Source organism: Arthrobacter sp. P1_C12_2, from assembly GCF_056406415.1.
The window spans coordinates 123,166-140,371 of the sequence record NZ_JBFUAF010000002.1; the positions used below are offsets into that span (position 1 = coordinate 123,166).

Here is a 17,206-nt window from a genome sequence, read left to right on the forward strand (position 1 = left end):
TAGCGTTGTTAGCCAAATAGCGTTGTTAGATGCGCGAAACGCGGCCGGTGCGTCCGCGAAACAGGGCCCCCATGCGTGGGGACAGAAAAAAACCCCTGGAATCCTTGGATTCCAGGGGTTTTCCCTTGTGCGCGGAGGGGGACTTGAACCCCCACCCCCTTTCGAGGACTAGCACCTCAAGCTAGCGCGTCTGCCATTCCGCCACCCGCGCAGGTGGTAATTCCGAGTTCGTTTCGCCTTTCAGCGTTTTGCTTTTCTCGGAAGCAGCGAGAAAGACTCTAGCACGACTTTTCCGGAAACAAATAATCGGGGTCCGCAGGGGTGGTGTGGGTAGGCTGAAGCAAGCAATTGAGCCACCCGCCACGAGGAGCCGCTATGACTGACAACCGGACCGAAACCAGGCCTGAGGACGAGGTCGTCAGGATCTGCCAGGAGCTGATCCGGATCGACACATCCAACTACGGCGACGGCTCCGGCCCCGGTGAGCGCGCGGCCGCCGAATACACCGCCGGGCTCATGGCCGAAGTCGGGCTGGAGGCCGAAATCTTCGAGGCCGCCCCCGGCCGCGCCAGCGTGGTCACCCGGCTGGCGGGGGAGGACCCCTCCGCCAGCGCCCTGGTGGTCCACGGACACCTGGACGTTGTCCCGGCCCTACGCGAACAGTGGTCGGTTGACCCCTTCGGCGCCGAACTGAAAGACGGCATGATCTGGGGCCGCGGGGCCGTGGACATGAAGGACATGGACGCCATGATCCTGTCCGTGCTGCGCAACTTCGCCCGCACGGGACGCAAACCCAAACGCGACCTCATCTTCGCGTTCTTCGCCGACGAGGAAGCCGGCGGCACCTACGGTGCCCGCTACGCCGTCGAGAAGCGGCCCGAACTCTTTGAGGGCGCCACGGAAGCGATCTCCGAGGTGGGCGGCTTTTCCGCCACCATCGGCGGCCAGCGCACCTATCTGCTCCAGACGGCGGAAAAAGGCCTCTCCTGGCTCCGCCTGGTGGCCCACGGCCGCGCAGGCCACGGCTCCCAGATCAACACCGACAACGCCGTGACCAGGCTTGCCGGCGCGGTCTCCCGGATCGGCGCCTACAACTGGCCGATCGAGCTCACGCCGACCACCCGGCAGTTCCTCGACGGGGTCACCGAACTCACCGGGGTCGAATTCGATCCCGACGATCCGGACAAGATCCTCAAGGAACTCGGCACGGTGGCCCGCTTTGTCGGCGCCACACTGCAGAACACCACCAACCCCACCCTGCTCAAGGGCGGCTACAAGCACAACGTCATTCCGGAATCGGCCGAGGCCCTCATCGACTGCCGGACCCTGCCCGGGCAGGAGCAGCAGGTGCTGGAAATCGTCCGTGAGCTTGCCGGCACCGGGGTGGACATCAGCTACGTGCACAACGATGTCTCGCTGGAGGTGCCGTTCGCCGGCAACCTCGTCGACTCGATGATCGATGCCCTGCATTCCGAGGACCCGGGCGCCAAGGTGTTGCCGTACACACTCTCCGGCGGGACCGACAACAAGTCCCTGAGCCGGCTCGGCATCACCGGCTATGGCTTCGCCCCGCTGATGCTTCCGGACGAACTCGACTTCACCGGCATGTTCCACGGCGTCGACGAACGCGTCCCGGCGGATTCCCTGAAATTCGGCGCACGGGTGCTGGACACCCTGCTCACCAACTACTGAGCGGACACCCATGACGCCCGAGGACATCCTGAGCGGGCCGCTGCTGGAACGGATCCGCGGCCGCGCCGCCGGCTACGACCGCGACAACGTCTTCTTCCACGAGGACCTCGCGGAGCTCACGGCGGCCGGCTACCTGAAGATCTTCGTCCCCGCGGTCGACGGCGGCCTCGGCCTCGGGCTGGCGGAAGCGGCGCAGCTGCAACGCCGGCTGGCGACCGCGGCGCCGGCCACGGCGCTGGCCGTCAACATGCACCTGGTGTGGACCGGCGTCGCCCAGGTCCTTGCCGCCCGGGGTGACTCGTCGCTGGACTTCATCCTCCAGGAAGCCGCGCAGGGCGAGGTCTTCGCCTTCGGCAATTCGGAGGCCGGCAACGACTCCGTGCTGTTCGATTCCCGCACCGAGGCCGCCCCGCTGCCCGACGGCGGCTACAGCTTCACCGGCCGCAAGATCTTCACCAGCCTGTCACCGGCGTGGACCCGGCTGGGGATCTTCGGGAAGGACTCCAAGGCCGCGGACGGCGCCGGTGAACTGGTCCACGGGTTCATCACCCGGGAGACGCCCGGCTACGAGATCCTGCCCGACTGGGACACGCTCGGCATGCGGGCCAGCCAGTCCAACACGACCGTCCTGGACGGCGCCGTCGTGCCGGCGGATCGCATCTTCCGGAAACTGCCGGTAGGCCCGAACGCCGACCCGCTGATCTTCGCGATCTTCGCCTGCTTCGAGACCCTGCTCGCCGCGGTGTACACGGGAATCGGCGAACGGGCCCTCATGCTCGGGGTGGAAGCCGTGCAGCGCCGGACATCGTTCAAGAACGGCGGCCGCAGCTACGCCCAGGACCCGGACACCCGCTGGAAGGTGGCAGAGGCGGCGATGGCCATGGATGCGCTCTACCCGCAGCTGTCCCGCGTGGCGGCCGACGTCGACGAACTCGCAGAGCACGGCGCCCAGTGGTTCCCCCGGCTCGTGGGGCTCAAGATCCGGGCGACGGAAACGGCGCGCGCCGTGGTGGACCTCGCCATCCGGGTATCCGGAGGCTCCAGCTACTTCCGCGGCTCCGAGCTGGAGCGGCTGTACCGGGACGTGCTCGCCGGCATGTTCCACCCGTCAGATGATGAGTCGGCGCACAATACCGTGGCGAACGCCTGGCTGGGCCCGCTGGAGACACCCTAGGGCTGCCCCGGACTCCCCGCGGCGTTCGCGGCTGTCGACCGCCGGCCGGCGTGCCCGGCCGGCGTGCTGGCGGGGCCCGGGCGGCCTAGACGGTGCGCTGGACCTGGATGAYTTTCCGGCGCAACCAGAAACGCCGCCCGCCGCCCACGTAAAGGCGGCTGCGTTCCAGTTCCCATTTGCCGTACTCGGAATGCTCCACGAGCCGGCGGCGGGCCTCGGGGAGGGAATCCTCAGGACCGACCGTCAGAACGAGGTACTCGTACTGCTTCACATAGTCCCGTTCCCGCCGGACCGAGCTGCTCAGAAAATGTTCTTTCATTTGCTCTCCATTTTCGTCTTTTTCCGACTAACGTGAAGTCATGAGCATCGATCCGCGTGTCGCGCTTCAGTCACTGACCTCTGCGTTAGAAGAACACCTGGCGGCGGCTTCCGCCCGCAGAAGTGACGGGGACCCCGCGGTCGAGGCGGCGTTCTTCGCCGTTGCTGACGCCTTTGAAGTCTACGACGACGCCCTGTACGAGGCGTACGGGGAAGTGACGCCGCTCCAAGTCATCGACGAGGACGAAGACGACGAAGAAGACGATGTCGACGACGAAGAGGACCTCGAGATCCTGCAAAATTCGGAGAACTAGGCGGACCTGCGGAACTCCGTGGGCCGCCCTCAGCCGGGGTCGGACACGTCTTCGAGCGCCTGTGCGATCTCCGGCGGCAGCGGTGCGAGCGCCGAATCCAAGATCTCCTTGAGCTGAACCGGTGTCCGGGGCCCGACCACGGCGGTTGCCACGCCTTGCTGGGACAGGAGCCAGCTCAGCGACACATCCAGCGGCGTCCGGCCGAGTCCCTTGGCCGCCATGGCGACGGCCTCGACTACGCTTGAGGCCGGTCCCTCGAGATAGGGTTCCACGTACGTCGCCAGCCGCTGGTTGGCGGCACGGGAATCAGCCGGGATGTGGCCGCGGTATTTGCCGCTCAGGACACCGCGCCCGATCGGACCCCAGGCCATCAGGCCCAGCCCTGCGTCCTCGATGGCCGGAATCAGCTCAATCTCGGCGCTGCGCTGCAGGAGCGAGTACTCGGACTGGTTGGCCACGAGGGGGAAGCCCGCGATCGCGGCGGCCTTTGCTGTCTGCCAGCCATTGAAATTGGAGACGCCGGCGTAACGCGCCCGGCCGGACCGCACTGCGTGGTCCAGCGCGGACAGGGTTTCCTCCAGCGGAACATTCGAATCCCAGGCGTGCGCGAACCAGAGATCCACGTAGTCGGTTCCCAGCCGGGCAAGGCTCGCGTCCAGCCCGGAGAGCATGCCGTTGCGGGAGGTGTCGACGCTGCGGCGCCCGTCCGCCGTCGTCAGTCCGGCTTTGGTGGAGATCACCACTTCGGAACGGGCCACGACGTCGCCCAAGATTCCGCCGAGCATGGCCTCGGCCTGCCCGTCGGCGTAGGACGCCGCGGTATCGATCAGGGTTCCGCCGGCATCGACGAAGGACCGCACCAGGGCGGCGGCATCCTGTTCCTCGGTTTCCCGGGCCCAGGACATGGTGCCAAGGGATAGGGCGGACACGCGCAACCCACTGTTGCCGACATAACGCTGCTGCATGTCAGCAAGCTTACGGGGTCGGGCTGCTTCGTAACGTAGGGTCTATAAACGTGAACTGGATACAAGCGGCTCTGCTGGGCCTGGTACAGGGGTTGACCGAGTTCCTCCCGATTTCCTCGAGCGCCCACCTGCGGATTTTCGGTGCCTTCCTGCCGGAGGCATCCGACCCCGGCGCGGCATTTACGGCTATCACCCAGCTGGGCACCGAGACGGCGGTCATTGTCTACTTCTGGCGCGACATCCTGCGGATCGTCCGCGCGTGGGCCGGTTCGCTGACCGGCAAAACGTCCCGGCAAGACCCGGATGCGCGCATGGGCTGGCTGGTGATCCTGGGCAGCATCCCGATCATCGTCCTCGGCCTGCTGTTCCAGGACCAGATCGAATCGGTACTCCGCAGCCTGTGGGGCGTCGCGACCATGCTGATTGTGTTCGGCATGGTCCTCGCAGTGGCCGACACCATCGGCAAGCAGGACCGCGAACTGACGCAGCTGACCTACAAACACGGCCTCTATTACGGACTCGCGCAGGCCCTGGCCCTGTTCCCGGGCGTGTCCCGCTCCGGCGGCACGATCAGCGCCGGCCTCCTGATGGGCTACACCCGTGAGGCGGCGGCCCGCTACTCGTTCCTGCTGGCCATCCCCGCCGTGTTCGGCAGCGGCCTGTACCAGCTGTACAAGGTGGTCTCCAAGGAAGGCATCACGGGCCCGTACGGTCTCCCGGAAACGGCCCTGGCCACAGTGATCGCGTTCATTGTGGGCTACGTCATCATCGGCTGGTTCCTGAAGTACGTCTCCACCCGCGGTTACCGGCTCTTTGTCTGGTACCGGATCATCCTGGGAATGTCCCTGTTCCTGCTGCTCGGTTTCAATGTCATCAGCGCCTAGCACTAGGCTTGGGCTGTGAAATCCTGGATCTCCCGCCCTGTTGCCCAGCTCCCCGGCAGCATGCCCGCCCTCCGCATCTTCGACACCGCCAAGGGCGGAATCGTCACCCTGGAGGCCACGGGTGAGCAGTCCATGTATGTCTGCGGCATCACCCCGTATGACGCCACCCACATGGGCCACGCGGCCAGCTATGTCGCCTTTGACCTCCTGAACCGCGCGTGGCGGGACGGCGGGCAGCAGGTCTCCTACGTCCAGAACGTGACCGACGTCGACGATCCCCTCCTGGAGCGCGCCACGGCTACAGGAGTCGACTGGCGTGAACTCGCCGCGAGCCAGATCGAGCTCTTCCAGATCGACATGGAGGCGCTGAACGTCCTCGCCCCGGACCACTACATCGGTGCCGTCGAGGCCGTTCCGATGATCGTTCCCGCCATCGAGCGCCTCCTGCGCAACGGACTGGCGTACCGCGTCCCCGGCACCGGCGGCGAGCCCGACGGCGACGTCTACTACGACGTCGAAGCCGCCGGGAAGCACTCGACGGATGACGTCGACGCCTGGACCCTGGGATCCATTTCCGGACTCTCCGACGCCGAAATGCTGGAACTCTTCGCCGAACGCGGCGGCGACCCGGGACGGGCCGGGAAGCGCCAGGCCCTGGATCCGCTGCTCTGGCGGGTTGCCCGCGAGGGCGAGCCCAGCTGGCCCGGCGGCGAGCTGGGGGAGGGCCGGCCCGGCTGGCACATCGAATGCACCGTGATCGCCCAGGACTACCTGCCCAAGCCGTTCACCGTCCAAGGCGGCGGCTCCGACCTCATTTTCCCGCACCACGAAATGGGTGCCGGCCACGCGTACTCACTGGCCGGCGTGCCGCTGGCCCGCCACTTCACGCACGCCGGCATGGTGGGCCTCGACGGCGAAAAGATGAGCAAGTCCAAGGGCAACCTTGTCCTGGTCTCCAGACTCCGCGCTGACGGGGAAGAGCCTGCCGCGATCCGCCTCGCGATCCTGGCCCACCACTACCGCACGGACTGGTCCTGGACCGGTGCCGGGTTCACCGAGGCCAAAGACCGGCTCCGCACCTGGCGCGAGGCCCTCGCCGTGGCTCCGCAGGGCTCGGCCGCGGCCCTCATCGGCCGGCTGCGGACCGAGCTCGCCAATGACCTGAATGCGCCCGGCGCCCTCGCCGCAGTCGACGCCTGGGCCACCTTCGCCCTGGCAGCCCCGGGGGAGGCCTCGGCCACGGACGCCGCGCTGGTGAGCGACGCCGTCAACGCGCTGCTCGGCGTCGAACTCTAGCCCGTCAACGAACGGCCCCGCCCGGGGGCAATCCCCGGAAGCCAGCGGCTATCTCCGCGTTGGTTGCGTCGGCCGATCAGGAGGAAGCGGCTTCGATGATCTTCTCGTCGCCCTCGTTCACGGCCTTGACGACGGCGTCGTAGTCACCACTTTCGACGGCCTTGCTGACCTTCTTGGTGGCCTTGTCGATCGCCTTGTCGACGCGGTCGAGGTAGAGATCGTCGACGACGGCAACGATCGCCGAGGAGCCCGGCGGCAGCCACTCCTCCGCGTCGACGCCGATGGACTTCTCCTCGTGACGCTTCCTGATGGCGCCAACACCTGCGCCGATCCCGGCACCGATCACGCCGGACAGCAGCAGCGGCGGAGCGAACAGTCCGACCACCAGCCCGCCGATGGCGCCGGCCGTGGTGCCGCCGGCGACCAGTCCGCCCCCGTGCTCCTTGACCTCGGTCTGGCCCGAGGCGTCACGCGACAGGACGACCGCAGCCGCCACGGCCGCGTCGTCCAGGCCCTTGATCGCCTTGAAATCTTCTGCCGCCGAGCCCTCGTCGGCGTACGACGCTACGAACAAGATGTAGTTGTGATCTGCCATGGTGTACCTCCAGCGAGCTCTGGCCGGCGCAGCGGCCACTCCGCTTCTTTAATCGACTCTTTACCGACGCTGACGGTCCGGAAGGTACGGGACAGACCCGAATCCCGCACGGCGGGCGGCCTGCCCGGTCCAGACCGCGGCGGTACGCAAACCGGTCGTCGCGCAGGTCCAACTCTTGCCCCGACAGCCGCGCCCCGGCAGGGTCATAAGACTCTGGTCCGGGGATGAACCCTTCGGCATCTACCGGGCCGGGGATGCCGTCAATAGGGAGAAACGGACTAGGGCTTGTCCTTGCCCCGGCGCTTGAGGTAACGCTCGAATTCGCGGGCGATCGATTCACCGCTGGCCTCCGGGAGGTCGGCGGTGTCCTTGGCCTCCTCCAGCTGGCGGACATACGCCGCGATTTCGGGATCCTCCGTGGCGAGTTCGTCCACGCCGCGCTCCCACGCGTCGGCCTCCTCGACGAGTTCCGTGGTGTCCAGCGGGACCTGGAGCAGCTCCTCGATCCGGTGCAGCAGGGCCAACTGTGCCTTCGGTGACGGGGCCTGGGCTACGTAATGCGGCACGGCCGCCCAAAGCGAGACTGTCGGGAGCCCCGCCAGCAGCGCGACCTCGCCGAGCACGCCCACAATTCCCACCGGCCCCTCGTACTGCGAGGCCTCCAGGTCCATCCGCTCACGCAGTGCGGCGTCGTCCGTGGAAGTGCTGACCGGAATCGGCCGGCTGTGCGGCACGTCAGCCAGCAGCGCACCGACCAGGATGACGTAGTCGACACGCAGTGCCTCCGCGTGCACCAGCAGCTCCGCGGTGTAGGCACGCCACTTATAGGACGGCTCAGTGCCCTGGACGAAGATGACGTCCACATTCGACTCAGGGACGCTGGCCTTGAAGATCCGCGTGGACGGCCACTTGATCTTCCGCTCACCGGCCGCCGTCCGTCGGATCGTGGGCCGGGTGAACTGAAAGTCGTAGTACTCGTCGGCGTCGATGGCCCCGACCTTCTTGCCGCCCCAGAGTTTGTTCAGGTAGCGCAGGGCATCGCTGGCGGCCTCCCCGGCGTCGTTCCAGCCTTCGAAGGCCGCCAGCATGACGGTGATGCGCCGGCCCTCGGGGACGGGCTGCAGCAGCCGCTCCGGCTCGGAGACGGCGCCTGGTTCGGTGGGGTCTGCCTCGAAGCTGTTCATCCCATCACCCTACGTCCAAGAACCCGCCCTGCGCAGGCAATCGCGCGCCACGGAAACGCAAATTCCGCCCGGAATCCCGCGGCCGACCGGACAGAATTCGCCGTAGGCGTAGCGCGGGCGCCCCGCCGCGGGCTTCCCCGTAGACTGGAAGGCATGCGATCCTCAGCTTCCCGGCCCCTCCTTAAAGCAGCGCTCTGGGACATGGATGGCACCATTGTCGACACCGAGCCCTACTGGATCGAAGCCGAACGCGCGCTCGTCGAAGCCCACGGCGGACAGTGGTCCCAGGACCAGGCCATGCAACTCGTGGGACAGTCCCTGATGTTTTCCGCGGGGATCCTGCAGGAGGCCGGCGTGGCGATGGAACGGCGCGAGATCATCGACACGCTCACCGGCCATGTGATCAGCCAGGTCCGGACCTCCATTCCCTGGCGGCCCGGGGCCCGCGAACTGCTCGACGAGCTGTACAACGCCGGCGTCCGCTGCGCCCTCGTCACCATGTCCGAGGCCCCGCTGGCCCGGGAGATCGTTGCGAGCCTGCCGGAGCCCTACTTCGAGTTCCTCGTCACGGGGGACACGGTCACGCAGGGCAAGCCGCACCCGGAGGCCTACCTCACGGCCGTCGGGCTCCTGCAACAGCAGGACCCCGAACTCGGCCTGCACCACTGCGTGGCCCTGGAAGATTCCGTGCCTGGTGTCGCCGCCGCCGTCGCGTCCGGCGTTGTCACGGTCGCCATCCCGCACATCCTGCCACTCCCGCACGATCCCCGCCGCGCCACCTGGGACACCCTGGAAGGGCGGACGGTCTCGGACCTGGAAGAGCTCGTGGCCCTGCGGCATGAATTCCCGGACGCCACCTTGGGCGCCGCCGCGGACTCAGCCGGCCACGTAACCGCGGACTCAACCGTCCGCCCGACCGGAAGCCACGTCCGTGGCTGACACCGGCAGCCAGGGACAGCCCGGCAAGAGTCCGGCGACCCGCCGGGAGGGCATCCCACTGGGCCGCATTGCCGGCATTCCGGTGTTTCTGGCGTATTCCTGGTTCATCATCGCGGCCTTCACGGTGATCGCGTACGGGCCGGTCCTGCAGAGCAACAATCCGCGCCTCGGCATCACCGCGTTCTTCGTCGCCTTCGCCTACGCGCTGCTGCTCCTGATTTCCGTGCTGGCCCACGAACTCGCGCATGCGCTGACCGCGAAGCTGTTCAACTGGCCCACGGAGAAAATTGTCCTCAACCTCTGGGGCGGGCACACCCAATTCCAGAGCTTCACGGCCTCACCTGGCCGCTCCGTCCTGGTGGCGATGGCCGGCCCGGCCGCGAACTTCGTCCTGGCCGGCGCGGGCTGGCTCCCGCTCGCGTACGGAGACCTGAGCGGCGTTGCCGATATCCTGGCCAACATCTTTGTCTGGGCCAACCTGCTGATCGGCATCTTCAACGTCCTTCCCGGCCTTCCGCTCGACGGGGGCCGGCTGGTCGAATCCGCCGTCTGGAAGGCCACCGGCAGCCAGGAGAAGGGCACCATTGCCGCCGGTTGGGCGGGCCGGATCATCGTGATCGGCCTGGCCCTGTGGTTTATTGTCCTGCCCCTGGTCAGCGGCGCACGGCCCGATATTTCCTTCACCCTCATCACCGCCCTGGTGGGCAGCTTCCTGTGGATGGGGGCATCGGCGTCGATCCAGCAGGCCCGCCTGCGGGGCCGGCTGTACCTTGTCGACGCCGCTGCCCTCGCCGAACCCGCCGTCGGCCTCCCGGAAACCGCCACGGTCGCGGACCTCCTGGACCGGGCGCCGGCAGGAAAGCCCGCCGCGGTGCTGTGCGACCGGGACGGCCGGCCCGTGGGCATCGTCGACGCCGCAGCCGCAGCCACCGTGCCGGCCAACCTGGCCGCGGAGACTGCCCTGTCCGCCGTTTCCTACCCCCTTGGCGCCGGCGCCTATGTGCCCGAATGGTCCAAGGGCCAGGAGCTGGTCCAGTACCTGGCCCAGATCGAGGGCCAGGAGTACGCGGTGGTGGACCGGGAGGGCGCGGTCACCGGGCTGCTGCGCCAGTCGGCCGTCCTCCGTGCCATTACGGGCAAGTACCGGAACGAACGCCAGAACCAGGGCCAGAACCGGTAGAGTTACTGGGCGGTCGTGATTTTCCGGCCCCCCACGCGCAAGGACCGGTGCCCGCCGGCATGTCCGCGGCCACACAGCTTTACAGGAGCGAGGAACATCTTCATGAGCAGCGACACTGCCGCCAACACCACTGCGGCCAACACCACCACGGCCGCTGGCACCACAACTGCTGCCGGCGCGAATGGTGCGACGGGTGCGGCGCGCCGCCGCGGACCGTTCCGCGAAGGCGAGCGGGTCCAGCTCACGGACGAGCGCGGCCGCATGAACACGATCACACTCGAAGTCGGCGGGGCCTTCCACACCCACCGGGGCTTCCTGAACCATGACGAGATCATCGGCAAGCCTGACGGCTCGGTGGTGGTCAACAACGTCGGACAGCAGTACCAGACCCTGCGCCCGCTGCTCTCGGACTTCGTGCTCTCCATGCCGCGCGGCGCGGCCGTGGTCTACCCCAAGGACGCCGGCCAGATCGTGACCATGGCGGACATCTTCCCCGGCGCGCGCGTTGTTGAAGCCGGCGTCGGCTCGGGCGCCCTGTCCATCTCGCTGCTGCGCGCGGTGGGGGACAACGGGTACCTGCATTCCTTTGAACGCCGCCAGGAGTTCGCGGACATTGCCCGCGGCAACGTCGAGACCATCTTCGGCGGCCCACACCCGGCCTGGAAGATCTCGCTCGGCGACTTCCAGGAGGAAGTAGTGCGCACCGAGGAACCCGGCTCCGTGGACCGCGTGGTCCTGGACATGCTCGCGCCGTGGGAATGCCTCGACGCCGTCGCCACCGTTCTGGCACCCGGCGGCGTGTGGATCAATTATGTCGCGACTGTGACGCAGCTTTCGCGAACAGCCGAAGCCATCCGCGCGGACGGACGTTTCACCGAACCTGACGCGTGGGAATCCATGGTCYGCGGCTGGCATCTCGAGGGCCTGGCCGTGCGCCCGGACCACCGCATGGTCGCCCACACGGGCTTCCTGCTGGTAACCCGCCGGCTCGCCGACGGCGTCACGGGAATCTCGGTGAAACGCCGCCCCTCCAAGACCGACTTTAACGAAGAAGACGTCAACGCCTGGACCCCGGGCGCTGTGGGCGAGCGTGCCGTCTCGGATAAGAAGCTGCGCCGCGCCGCCCGCGACGCAATCGCCGGAACAAACGTCGTCGACGCCCCGGAGATAACGAACTAGGCAGCATATTTCGGATGTCTCCAGCGGCACCCGCCTTCTTAGGGCTATGGTCTTAACAGAAGAGCAGGAAGGGGCTGATGCACGATGGAGACTCCGAATACTGACCCGGGCCGCACACCGTCCGAGGACGCAGCGGATGCTGCCGCACGCTTGGACGCGGCCCGCGCCGCAGCCGGCGACGGTGACCGGTACGCCGCCAATGAACTGTCCGTCGCAGAGCGGCAAGTCAACATCCTCCGGGACAAGCTCCGCCACATCGACCGCCAGCTTGCCGCCGCGACGCAGAACAACTCCAAACTGGTCAGCATGCTGGAAACGGCCAAGGCCGAGATCCTGCGGCTGAAAAACGCCCTCGACCAGGAGGGACAGCCGCCGTACAGCTTCGGCACTATCCTCCAGCTCAACCCGAAACGGCAGCCGACGGCCGGGAACAGCGGCCAGGCGGCCACCGAAGAATCCGTGGATATCTTCAACGCCGGCCGCAAGATGCGGGTGGGGATCAGCCCGCTGGTCAACATCAGCCAGCTGGCCGTCGGGCAGGAAGTCCTGCTCAACGAAGCCCTGATGGTGGTTGCCGGGCTAGGCTACGAGCGGGCCGGGGACCTCGTCACGCTCAAGGAAATGCTGGGGTCGGACCGCGCCCTTGTGGTGGGCCGCGCCGACGAGGAGCGGGTCATCCGGCTCTCCGGTGCCCTGCTCGCCCAGCGCCTCCGGGTCGGCGACGCGCTGTCGATCGATTCCCGCACCGGTTACGCCCTGGAAAAAATCCCGCGCTCCGAGGTGGAGAACCTCGTGCTCGAGGAAGTCCCGGACATCACCTACCAGGACATCGGCGGCCTGGGCCCGCAGATCGAACAGATCCGCGACGCCGTCGAGCTGCCGTTCCTGCACCCGGACCTGTACCGGGAGCACGGGCTGAAAGCGCCCAAGGGCATCCTGCTGTACGGCCCGCCCGGCTGCGGCAAGACCCTGATCGCCAAGGCGGTGGCCAACTCGCTGGCCGCACGGGCCGCTGAGCGCGCCGGCAAGACGGACATGAAGAGCTACTTCCTGAACATCAAGGGACCCGAGCTGCTCGATAAGTACGTCGGCGAGACCGAACGCCACATCCGACTGATCTTCGCGCGCGCCCGGGAGAAGGCGTCCGAGGGCAGCCCGGTGGTGGTGTTCTTCGACGAAATGGACTCCCTGTTCCGCACCCGCGGCACCGGCATTTCTTCCGACGTCGAAACCACCATCGTCCCGCAGCTCCTCAGCGAGATCGACGGCGTCGAACGGCTGGACAACGTGATCGTGATCGGTGCCTCCAACCGGGAAGACATGATCGATCCGGCGATCCTGCGCCCGGGCCGCCTGGACGTCAAGGTGAAGATCCAGCGACCCGACGCCGAGGCAGCGGCCGACATCTTCAACAAGTACATCACCACGGATCTGCCCTTCCACGAGACCGACCTCGCCGAGCACAGCGGCGACGTGCAGGCGACGGTGGACGCCATGGTCCAGCGGACTGTCGAGGCGATGTATTCCACCGAGAAGTCCAACGAATACCTCGAGGTCACCTACGCCAACGGCGACACCGAAATGCTCTACTTCAAGGACTTCAATTCCGGCGCCGTGGTGCAGAACGTCGTGGACCGGGCCAAGAAGTACGCCATCAAGGATCTGCTGACCATCGGTCAGAAGGGCCTGCGGATCGACCACCTGCTCCGGGCGGTCGTGGACGAGTTCCGTGAACACGAGGACATGCCCAACACCACCAACCCGGACGACTGGGCACGCATCTCCGGCAAGAAGGGCGAGCGCATCACGTACATCCGCACCATCGTCCAGGGCAAGGCCGGCCAGGAGCCCGGGAAGTCCATCGAGACGATGCCCAGCACAGGCCAGTACCTGTGACGGCTGTAGTACCCGGCAAGCCCGCCGACACTTCCGGCGGCCTGCCGGTCGGCGGGGCGATGAGGGTGATGGGCTCGGAGACCGAATACGGCATCCACGCGCCCTCGGCCCCGGGAGCCAACGCCACGATGATGTCAGCCCGGGTCATTCAGGCGTACGCCCAGGTGACCCGGCAGCGGGCCGCCGGCGGCGCCGAGACCCGGTGGGACTACACCGACGAGGAACCGCTGCACGACGCCCGCGGCTGGACTTTGGAGCGCAGCAGCGCGGACCCGGAACAACTCACCGACCAGCCTCCTGTCCTCGACGCCGAGGCGATCGCCCTCGCCTACGGGCGGCAGGAACTCGAGGCCGACGGCGAGGACGAGACCGGCACGCTGCTGATGAACATGGTGCTGGGCAACGGCGCACGGTTGTACGTGGACCACGCCCATCCGGAGTATTCCAGCCCCGAGGTGACCAACCCCCGCGCCGCCGTCACGTGGGACGCCGCCGGTGACCTCGTGGCCCTGGCCACGGTCCGGCGCCTCGCCGCCGATCCCGAACTTCCGCCGATCAACCTGTATAAGAACAACACGGACAACAAGTCGGTCTCCTACGGCTCGCACGAGAACTACCTGATGCCCCGCTCGGTGCCGTTCGGCGAGATCGTGCGCGGCCTCACGCCGTTTTTCGTCACCCGGCAGATCATTTGCGGTGCCGGGCGGGTGGGCCTCGGGCAGGACAGCGCCCGGGCCGGCTACCAGATCAGCCAGCGCGCTGACTTCTTCGAAACCGAAGTGGGCCTGGAAACCACCATCCGCCGCCCCATCATCAACACCCGGGACGAACCCCACGCCACCGCAGACAAATACCGCAGGCTGCACGTCATCATCGGCGACGCCAACCTGAGCCAGGCGTCCAACTTCCTCAAGTTCGGCACCACCGCCATGGTCCTGAGCCTGATCGAGGCCGGGCTGGCACCGCGGATTGAAGTCCACGAGCCCGTCGCCGCCCTGCAGGCCGTCAGCCACGACACCTCGCTCACCGCGCTCCTGCGCCTGGGCGACGGCCGGCGGATCAGCGCCCTGGACCTGCAATGGATCTATTTCGAGGCCGCTTCCAAGCGTGCACAGGACACCGGCGTCGCCGACGCCGTGGACGGTGACGGCCACACCCACGAGGTCCTGGAGCGGTGGTCCGCCACGCTGAGCGAACTCGGCGGTGACCGGGCGGCGGCCGCTTCCTCGGTGGAGTGGCTCGCCAAGCTGTCCCTGCTGGAGGGCTACCGCCAGCGTGACGGCCTGGAGTGGGACAACGCGCGGCTGGGCCTGGTGGACCTGCAGTGGGCCGACATCCGCCCCGAAAAAGGGCTCTACTACCGGCTGCTGGCCCGCGATCGGATGCAGCGAATCGTCGACGACGCCGCGATCGCGCGTGCGGTGACCGAACCGCCGTCGGACACGCGGGCGTACTTCCGCGGGCGCTGCGTCAGCAGGTTCGGCGCAGACCTCGCGGGGGCCAGCTGGGACTCGGTGATCTTCGATGTCCCCGGCCGCGGCAGGCTCCAGCGGGTCCCAACCCGGGAGCCGCTGCGCGGAACCGAAGCCCTCACAGGCGGCCTGTTTGCCCGGCACCGGGAGGCCGGGACGTTCCTGGCCGAGTTGCTCGGGCTTAGTCCCGGTTCCTAAAAACAAAGCCCCCCGCGGGCGCCCCGGGCGTGGCACTATTGCTACAGGATGTCCCTTAGGAGAAAAGGGACGGACATGAAGGAGAAAACAATGGCAGGCCAGGAGCAGCAGCAGCCGCAGTCGCGGGACACCGAGGTTGACGAGGACGTCCCCGCCGCRCCGCCGGCCCCGGCGGACGCCCAGGCGTCGGCAGCCACCCAGGGCGTCGACGATCTCCTCGACGAGATCGACGGCGTGCTGGAGTCCAATGCCGAGGAGTTCGTCCGCGCATTCGTCCAAAAGGGCGGCCAGTAGGAGCGCCGCCGGCCGCCGGATGAGGGCGGCGGGAGGGGCTAAGGGCCGGACGAGTCGTTGATCCACCACGTTGAGGGAGAGCGTCAGTGCAGGAAACAACAGCCAACCGAGTAGCAGCCAACGCGACGTCCTCATTCACCGAGCATCTGCAGCGCGAACGGCCCGACTTAATGCCCTTCGGCCAAGTGCCTTTCAACCAGTTGCCCGCCGCCCATCCGGCGGCACCGCTGCAGGCCCCGCACGGGACCACGATCGTGGCGATGACCTACGCCGGGGGAGTGCTGATGGCCGGGGACCGCCGCGCCACCATGGGCAACGTGATCGCGAGCCGGCACATCGAGAAAGTCTTTCCCGCCGACCAGTACTCAGTGCTGGGCATCGCCGGGACCGCCGGAATCGCCCTGGACATCACCCGGCTGTTCCAGGTCGAACTGGAACACTACGAGAAGATCGAGGGCACACTCCTCAGCCTGGACGGCAAGGCGAACCGGCTCGGCGCCATGGTGCGCGGCAACCTGCCGATGGCTATGCAGGGCCTGGCCGTCGTCCCCCTGTTCGCGGGATTCGACCGGCCCGCAGGCTTCGGCCGGCTCTTTTCCTACGACGTCACGGGCGGCCGCTACGAGGAGCAGGAGCATCACGCGGTGGGATCCGGCTCGATGTTCGCCCGCGGCGCGCTGAAAAAACTCTGGCGGCCCGGCCTCTCGGAGCAGGACGCCGTGGCGGTCGCCGTCGAGGCCCTGTACGACGCCGCCGACGACGACTCCGCCACGGGCGGCCCGGACCCGGTCCGGCAGCTATGGCCGGTGGTGTACATCGTGAACCGAACAGGCGCCTTCCGGGTCCCGGAACGCGATCTCGCCGCAGTGGCCGGCCGCGTCATCGAATCCCGGACCGTCGCCCAGCGGGAGGCCTGAGATGACCCAGCAGTTCTATGTATCCCCCGAACAGCTGATGAAGGACCGCGCGGATTTCGCGCGGAAGGGCATCGCCCGCGGACGCTCGGTGGTGGTCATCAGTTGCCGGGACGGGATCGCCCTCGTGGCGGAGAACGCGTCCCCGTCGCTGCACAAGATCGGCGAGATCTACGACAAGATCGCGTTCGCGGCCGTCGGAAAATACAACGAGTTTGAGAGCCTGCGGCAAGCCGGGGTGCGGTACGCCGATGTCCGCGGCTACTCCTACGACCGCGAGGACGTCACGGCCCGCGGCCTGGCAAGCGTGTACGCGCAGAGCCTCGGCGCGGTGTTTACGGCCGAACAGAAACCCTTCGAGGTCGAACTGGCCGTGGCCGAAGTCGGTCAGGTCCAGGAGGCGGACCATCTGTACCGGCTGACCTTTGACGGGTCCATCGCCGACGAGCACGGCTTTATCGTGATGGGCGGTCAGGCGGACAAGGTCTCCGAGGCTGTCGCGGCGGGCTGGCGGGGCGAACTCGACTTCGCGGGCGCCATCCGGCTGGCCCTTGCCGGGCTCGTGGCGGACAAGGAAACCACCACCCTGCCGGTATCCGCACTGGAAGTTGCGGTACTGGACCGGGGATCGGAAAGCGGCCGCGGCACCCGCCGGGCCTTCCGCCGGCTTGAGGACCCGGACATCGTGGCACTGCTGGCTGAGGAGAAGTGA

Annotated in this window: 17 protein-coding genes and 1 tRNA gene; 13 read left to right on the plus strand and 5 right to left on the minus strand. The window is 67.5% G+C overall.

Annotation, left to right across the window (positions count from 1 at the left end):
• Positions 1 to 128: 128 nt before the first annotated feature.
• A tRNA-Leu gene (locus AC1DZQ_RS03180) sits at positions 129 to 211 on the minus strand.
• A 164-nt stretch (positions 212 to 375) separates the two neighbouring features.
• Here AC1DZQ_RS03180 and AC1DZQ_RS03185 point away from each other — a divergent pair.
• Entirely contained in the window at positions 376 to 1,692 is a 1,317-nt protein-coding gene (locus AC1DZQ_RS03185; protein WP_476962125.1) for a M20/M25/M40 family metallo-hydrolase, read from the plus strand.
• 10 nt (positions 1,693 to 1,702) lie between these two features.
• Positions 1,703 to 2,866, plus strand: a complete 1,164-nt coding sequence (locus AC1DZQ_RS03190; protein ID WP_476962126.1) for an acyl-CoA dehydrogenase family protein — start codon at positions 1,703 to 1,705, stop codon at positions 2,864 to 2,866.
• 85 nt (positions 2,867 to 2,951) lie between these two features.
• Here AC1DZQ_RS03190 and AC1DZQ_RS03195 read toward each other — a convergent pair whose 3' ends face one another.
• Positions 2,952 to 3,185 carry a DUF5703 family protein gene (locus AC1DZQ_RS03195; RefSeq protein ID WP_476962127.1) on the minus strand — a complete coding sequence of 78 codons (234 nt, stop codon included), beginning with the start codon at positions 3,183 to 3,185 and terminating at the stop codon, positions 2,952 to 2,954.
• A gap of 40 nt (positions 3,186 to 3,225) precedes the next feature.
• Between AC1DZQ_RS03195 and AC1DZQ_RS03200 the strand changes: the two genes are divergently transcribed.
• Complete coding sequence (locus AC1DZQ_RS03200; protein WP_476962128.1) at positions 3,226 to 3,498, plus strand: hypothetical protein; 273 nt, start codon at positions 3,226 to 3,228, stop codon at positions 3,496 to 3,498.
• Between the two features lie 29 nt (positions 3,499 to 3,527).
• Here the strand turns inward: AC1DZQ_RS03200 and AC1DZQ_RS03205 are convergent, their stop codons facing one another.
• A complete protein-coding gene (locus AC1DZQ_RS03205; protein WP_476962129.1) occupies positions 3,528 to 4,463 on the minus strand; it encodes an aldo/keto reductase in 936 nt (311 codons plus the stop codon).
• A gap of 50 nt (positions 4,464 to 4,513) precedes the next feature.
• Between AC1DZQ_RS03205 and AC1DZQ_RS03210 the strand changes: the two genes are divergently transcribed.
• Together AC1DZQ_RS03210 and mshC are read left to right on the plus strand one after the other, a co-directional pair.
• Positions 4,514 to 5,347 carry an undecaprenyl-diphosphate phosphatase gene (locus AC1DZQ_RS03210; protein WP_476962130.1) on the plus strand — a complete coding sequence of 278 codons (834 nt, stop codon included), beginning with the start codon at positions 4,514 to 4,516 and terminating at the stop codon, positions 5,345 to 5,347.
• Between the two features lie 15 nt (positions 5,348 to 5,362).
• Positions 5,363 to 6,643: a cysteine--1-D-myo-inosityl 2-amino-2-deoxy-alpha-D-glucopyranoside ligase gene (gene mshC / locus AC1DZQ_RS03215; protein ID WP_476962131.1), complete on the plus strand. Its 1,281-nt coding sequence runs from the start codon at positions 5,363 to 5,365 to the stop codon at positions 6,641 to 6,643.
• A 76-nt stretch (positions 6,644 to 6,719) separates the two neighbouring features.
• Here mshC and AC1DZQ_RS03220 read toward each other — a convergent pair whose 3' ends face one another.
• Both AC1DZQ_RS03220 and AC1DZQ_RS03225 read right to left on the minus strand, forming a co-directional pair.
• Positions 6,720 to 7,238, minus strand: coding sequence for a DUF1269 domain-containing protein (locus AC1DZQ_RS03220; protein WP_476962132.1), 519 nt, complete (start codon positions 7,236 to 7,238; stop codon positions 6,720 to 6,722).
• 278 nt (positions 7,239 to 7,516) lie between these two features.
• The gene (locus tag AC1DZQ_RS03225) at positions 7,517 to 8,422 is read right to left on the minus strand and encodes a PAC2 family protein (protein WP_476962133.1); all 906 of its coding nucleotides are present in this window, start codon (positions 8,420 to 8,422) and stop codon (positions 7,517 to 7,519) included.
• A gap of 153 nt (positions 8,423 to 8,575) precedes the next feature.
• On the opposite strand from AC1DZQ_RS03225, the gene AC1DZQ_RS03230 reads away from it, so the two are divergent.
• From AC1DZQ_RS03230 to prcA, 8 genes are all read left to right on the plus strand, one after another.
• A complete protein-coding gene (locus AC1DZQ_RS03230; protein ID WP_476962134.1) occupies positions 8,576 to 9,361 on the plus strand; it encodes an HAD family hydrolase in 786 nt (261 codons plus the stop codon).
• Positions 9,354 to 10,541 carry a site-2 protease family protein gene (locus tag AC1DZQ_RS03235; protein ID WP_476962135.1) on the plus strand — a complete coding sequence of 396 codons (1,188 nt, stop codon included), beginning with the start codon at positions 9,354 to 9,356 and terminating at the stop codon, positions 10,539 to 10,541. Before AC1DZQ_RS03230 ends, AC1DZQ_RS03235 begins: the two co-directional genes overlap by 8 nt.
• 102 nt (positions 10,542 to 10,643) lie before the next feature.
• Positions 10,644 to 11,720 (plus strand): tRNA (adenine-N1)-methyltransferase, encoded by a 1,077-nt coding sequence (locus tag AC1DZQ_RS03240; RefSeq protein ID WP_476962136.1) that lies wholly within the window; start codon positions 10,644 to 10,646, stop codon positions 11,718 to 11,720.
• A gap of 84 nt (positions 11,721 to 11,804) precedes the next feature.
• The gene (gene arc, locus AC1DZQ_RS03245) at positions 11,805 to 13,616 is read left to right on the plus strand and encodes a proteasome ATPase (protein WP_476962137.1); all 1,812 of its coding nucleotides are present in this window, start codon (positions 11,805 to 11,807) and stop codon (positions 13,614 to 13,616) included.
• Positions 13,613 to 15,286, plus strand: a complete 1,674-nt coding sequence (dop, locus tag AC1DZQ_RS03250; RefSeq protein WP_476962138.1) for a depupylase/deamidase Dop — start codon at positions 13,613 to 13,615, stop codon at positions 15,284 to 15,286. Before arc ends, dop begins: the two co-directional genes overlap by 4 nt.
• A gap of 90 nt (positions 15,287 to 15,376) precedes the next feature.
• Complete coding sequence (locus AC1DZQ_RS03255; RefSeq protein WP_026266331.1) at positions 15,377 to 15,580, plus strand: ubiquitin-like protein Pup; 204 nt, start codon at positions 15,377 to 15,379, stop codon at positions 15,578 to 15,580.
• A gap of 86 nt (positions 15,581 to 15,666) precedes the next feature.
• A complete protein-coding gene (prcB, locus tag AC1DZQ_RS03260; protein WP_476962139.1) occupies positions 15,667 to 16,497 on the plus strand; it encodes a proteasome subunit beta in 831 nt (276 codons plus the stop codon).
• A 1-nt stretch (position 16,498) separates the two neighbouring features.
• Positions 16,499 to 17,206 (plus strand): proteasome subunit alpha, encoded by a 708-nt coding sequence (gene prcA, locus AC1DZQ_RS03265; RefSeq protein ID WP_476962140.1) that lies wholly within the window; start codon positions 16,499 to 16,501, stop codon positions 17,204 to 17,206.

Bases quoted from the DNA above. Each gene is read 5' to 3' on its own strand.
- AC1DZQ_RS03230 (WP_476962134.1), top strand. From the start codon at position 8,576: ATGCGATCCTCAGCTTCCCGGCCCCTCCTTAAAGCAGCGCTCTGGGAC.
- AC1DZQ_RS03185 (WP_476962125.1), top strand. From the start codon at position 376: ATGACTGACAACCGGACCGAAACCAGGCCTGAGGACGAGGTCGTCAGG.
- prcA (WP_476962140.1), top strand. From the start codon at position 16,499: ATGACCCAGCAGTTCTATGTATCCCCCGAACAGCTGATGAAGGACCGC.
- AC1DZQ_RS03190 (WP_476962126.1), top strand. From the start codon at position 1,703: ATGACGCCCGAGGACATCCTGAGCGGGCCGCTGCTGGAACGGATCCGC.
- arc (WP_476962137.1), top strand. From the start codon at position 11,805: ATGGAGACTCCGAATACTGACCCGGGCCGCACACCGTCCGAGGACGCA.
- AC1DZQ_RS03205 (WP_476962129.1), bottom strand. From the start codon at position 4,463: ATGCAGCAGCGTTATGTCGGCAACAGTGGGTTGCGCGTGTCCGCCCTA.
- AC1DZQ_RS03220 (WP_476962132.1), bottom strand. From the start codon at position 7,238: ATGGCAGATCACAACTACATCTTGTTCGTAGCGTCGTACGCCGACGAG.
- AC1DZQ_RS03200 (WP_476962128.1), top strand. From the start codon at position 3,226: ATGAGCATCGATCCGCGTGTCGCGCTTCAGTCACTGACCTCTGCGTTA.
- AC1DZQ_RS03225 (WP_476962133.1), bottom strand. From the start codon at position 8,422: ATGAACAGCTTCGAGGCAGACCCCACCGAACCAGGCGCCGTCTCCGAG.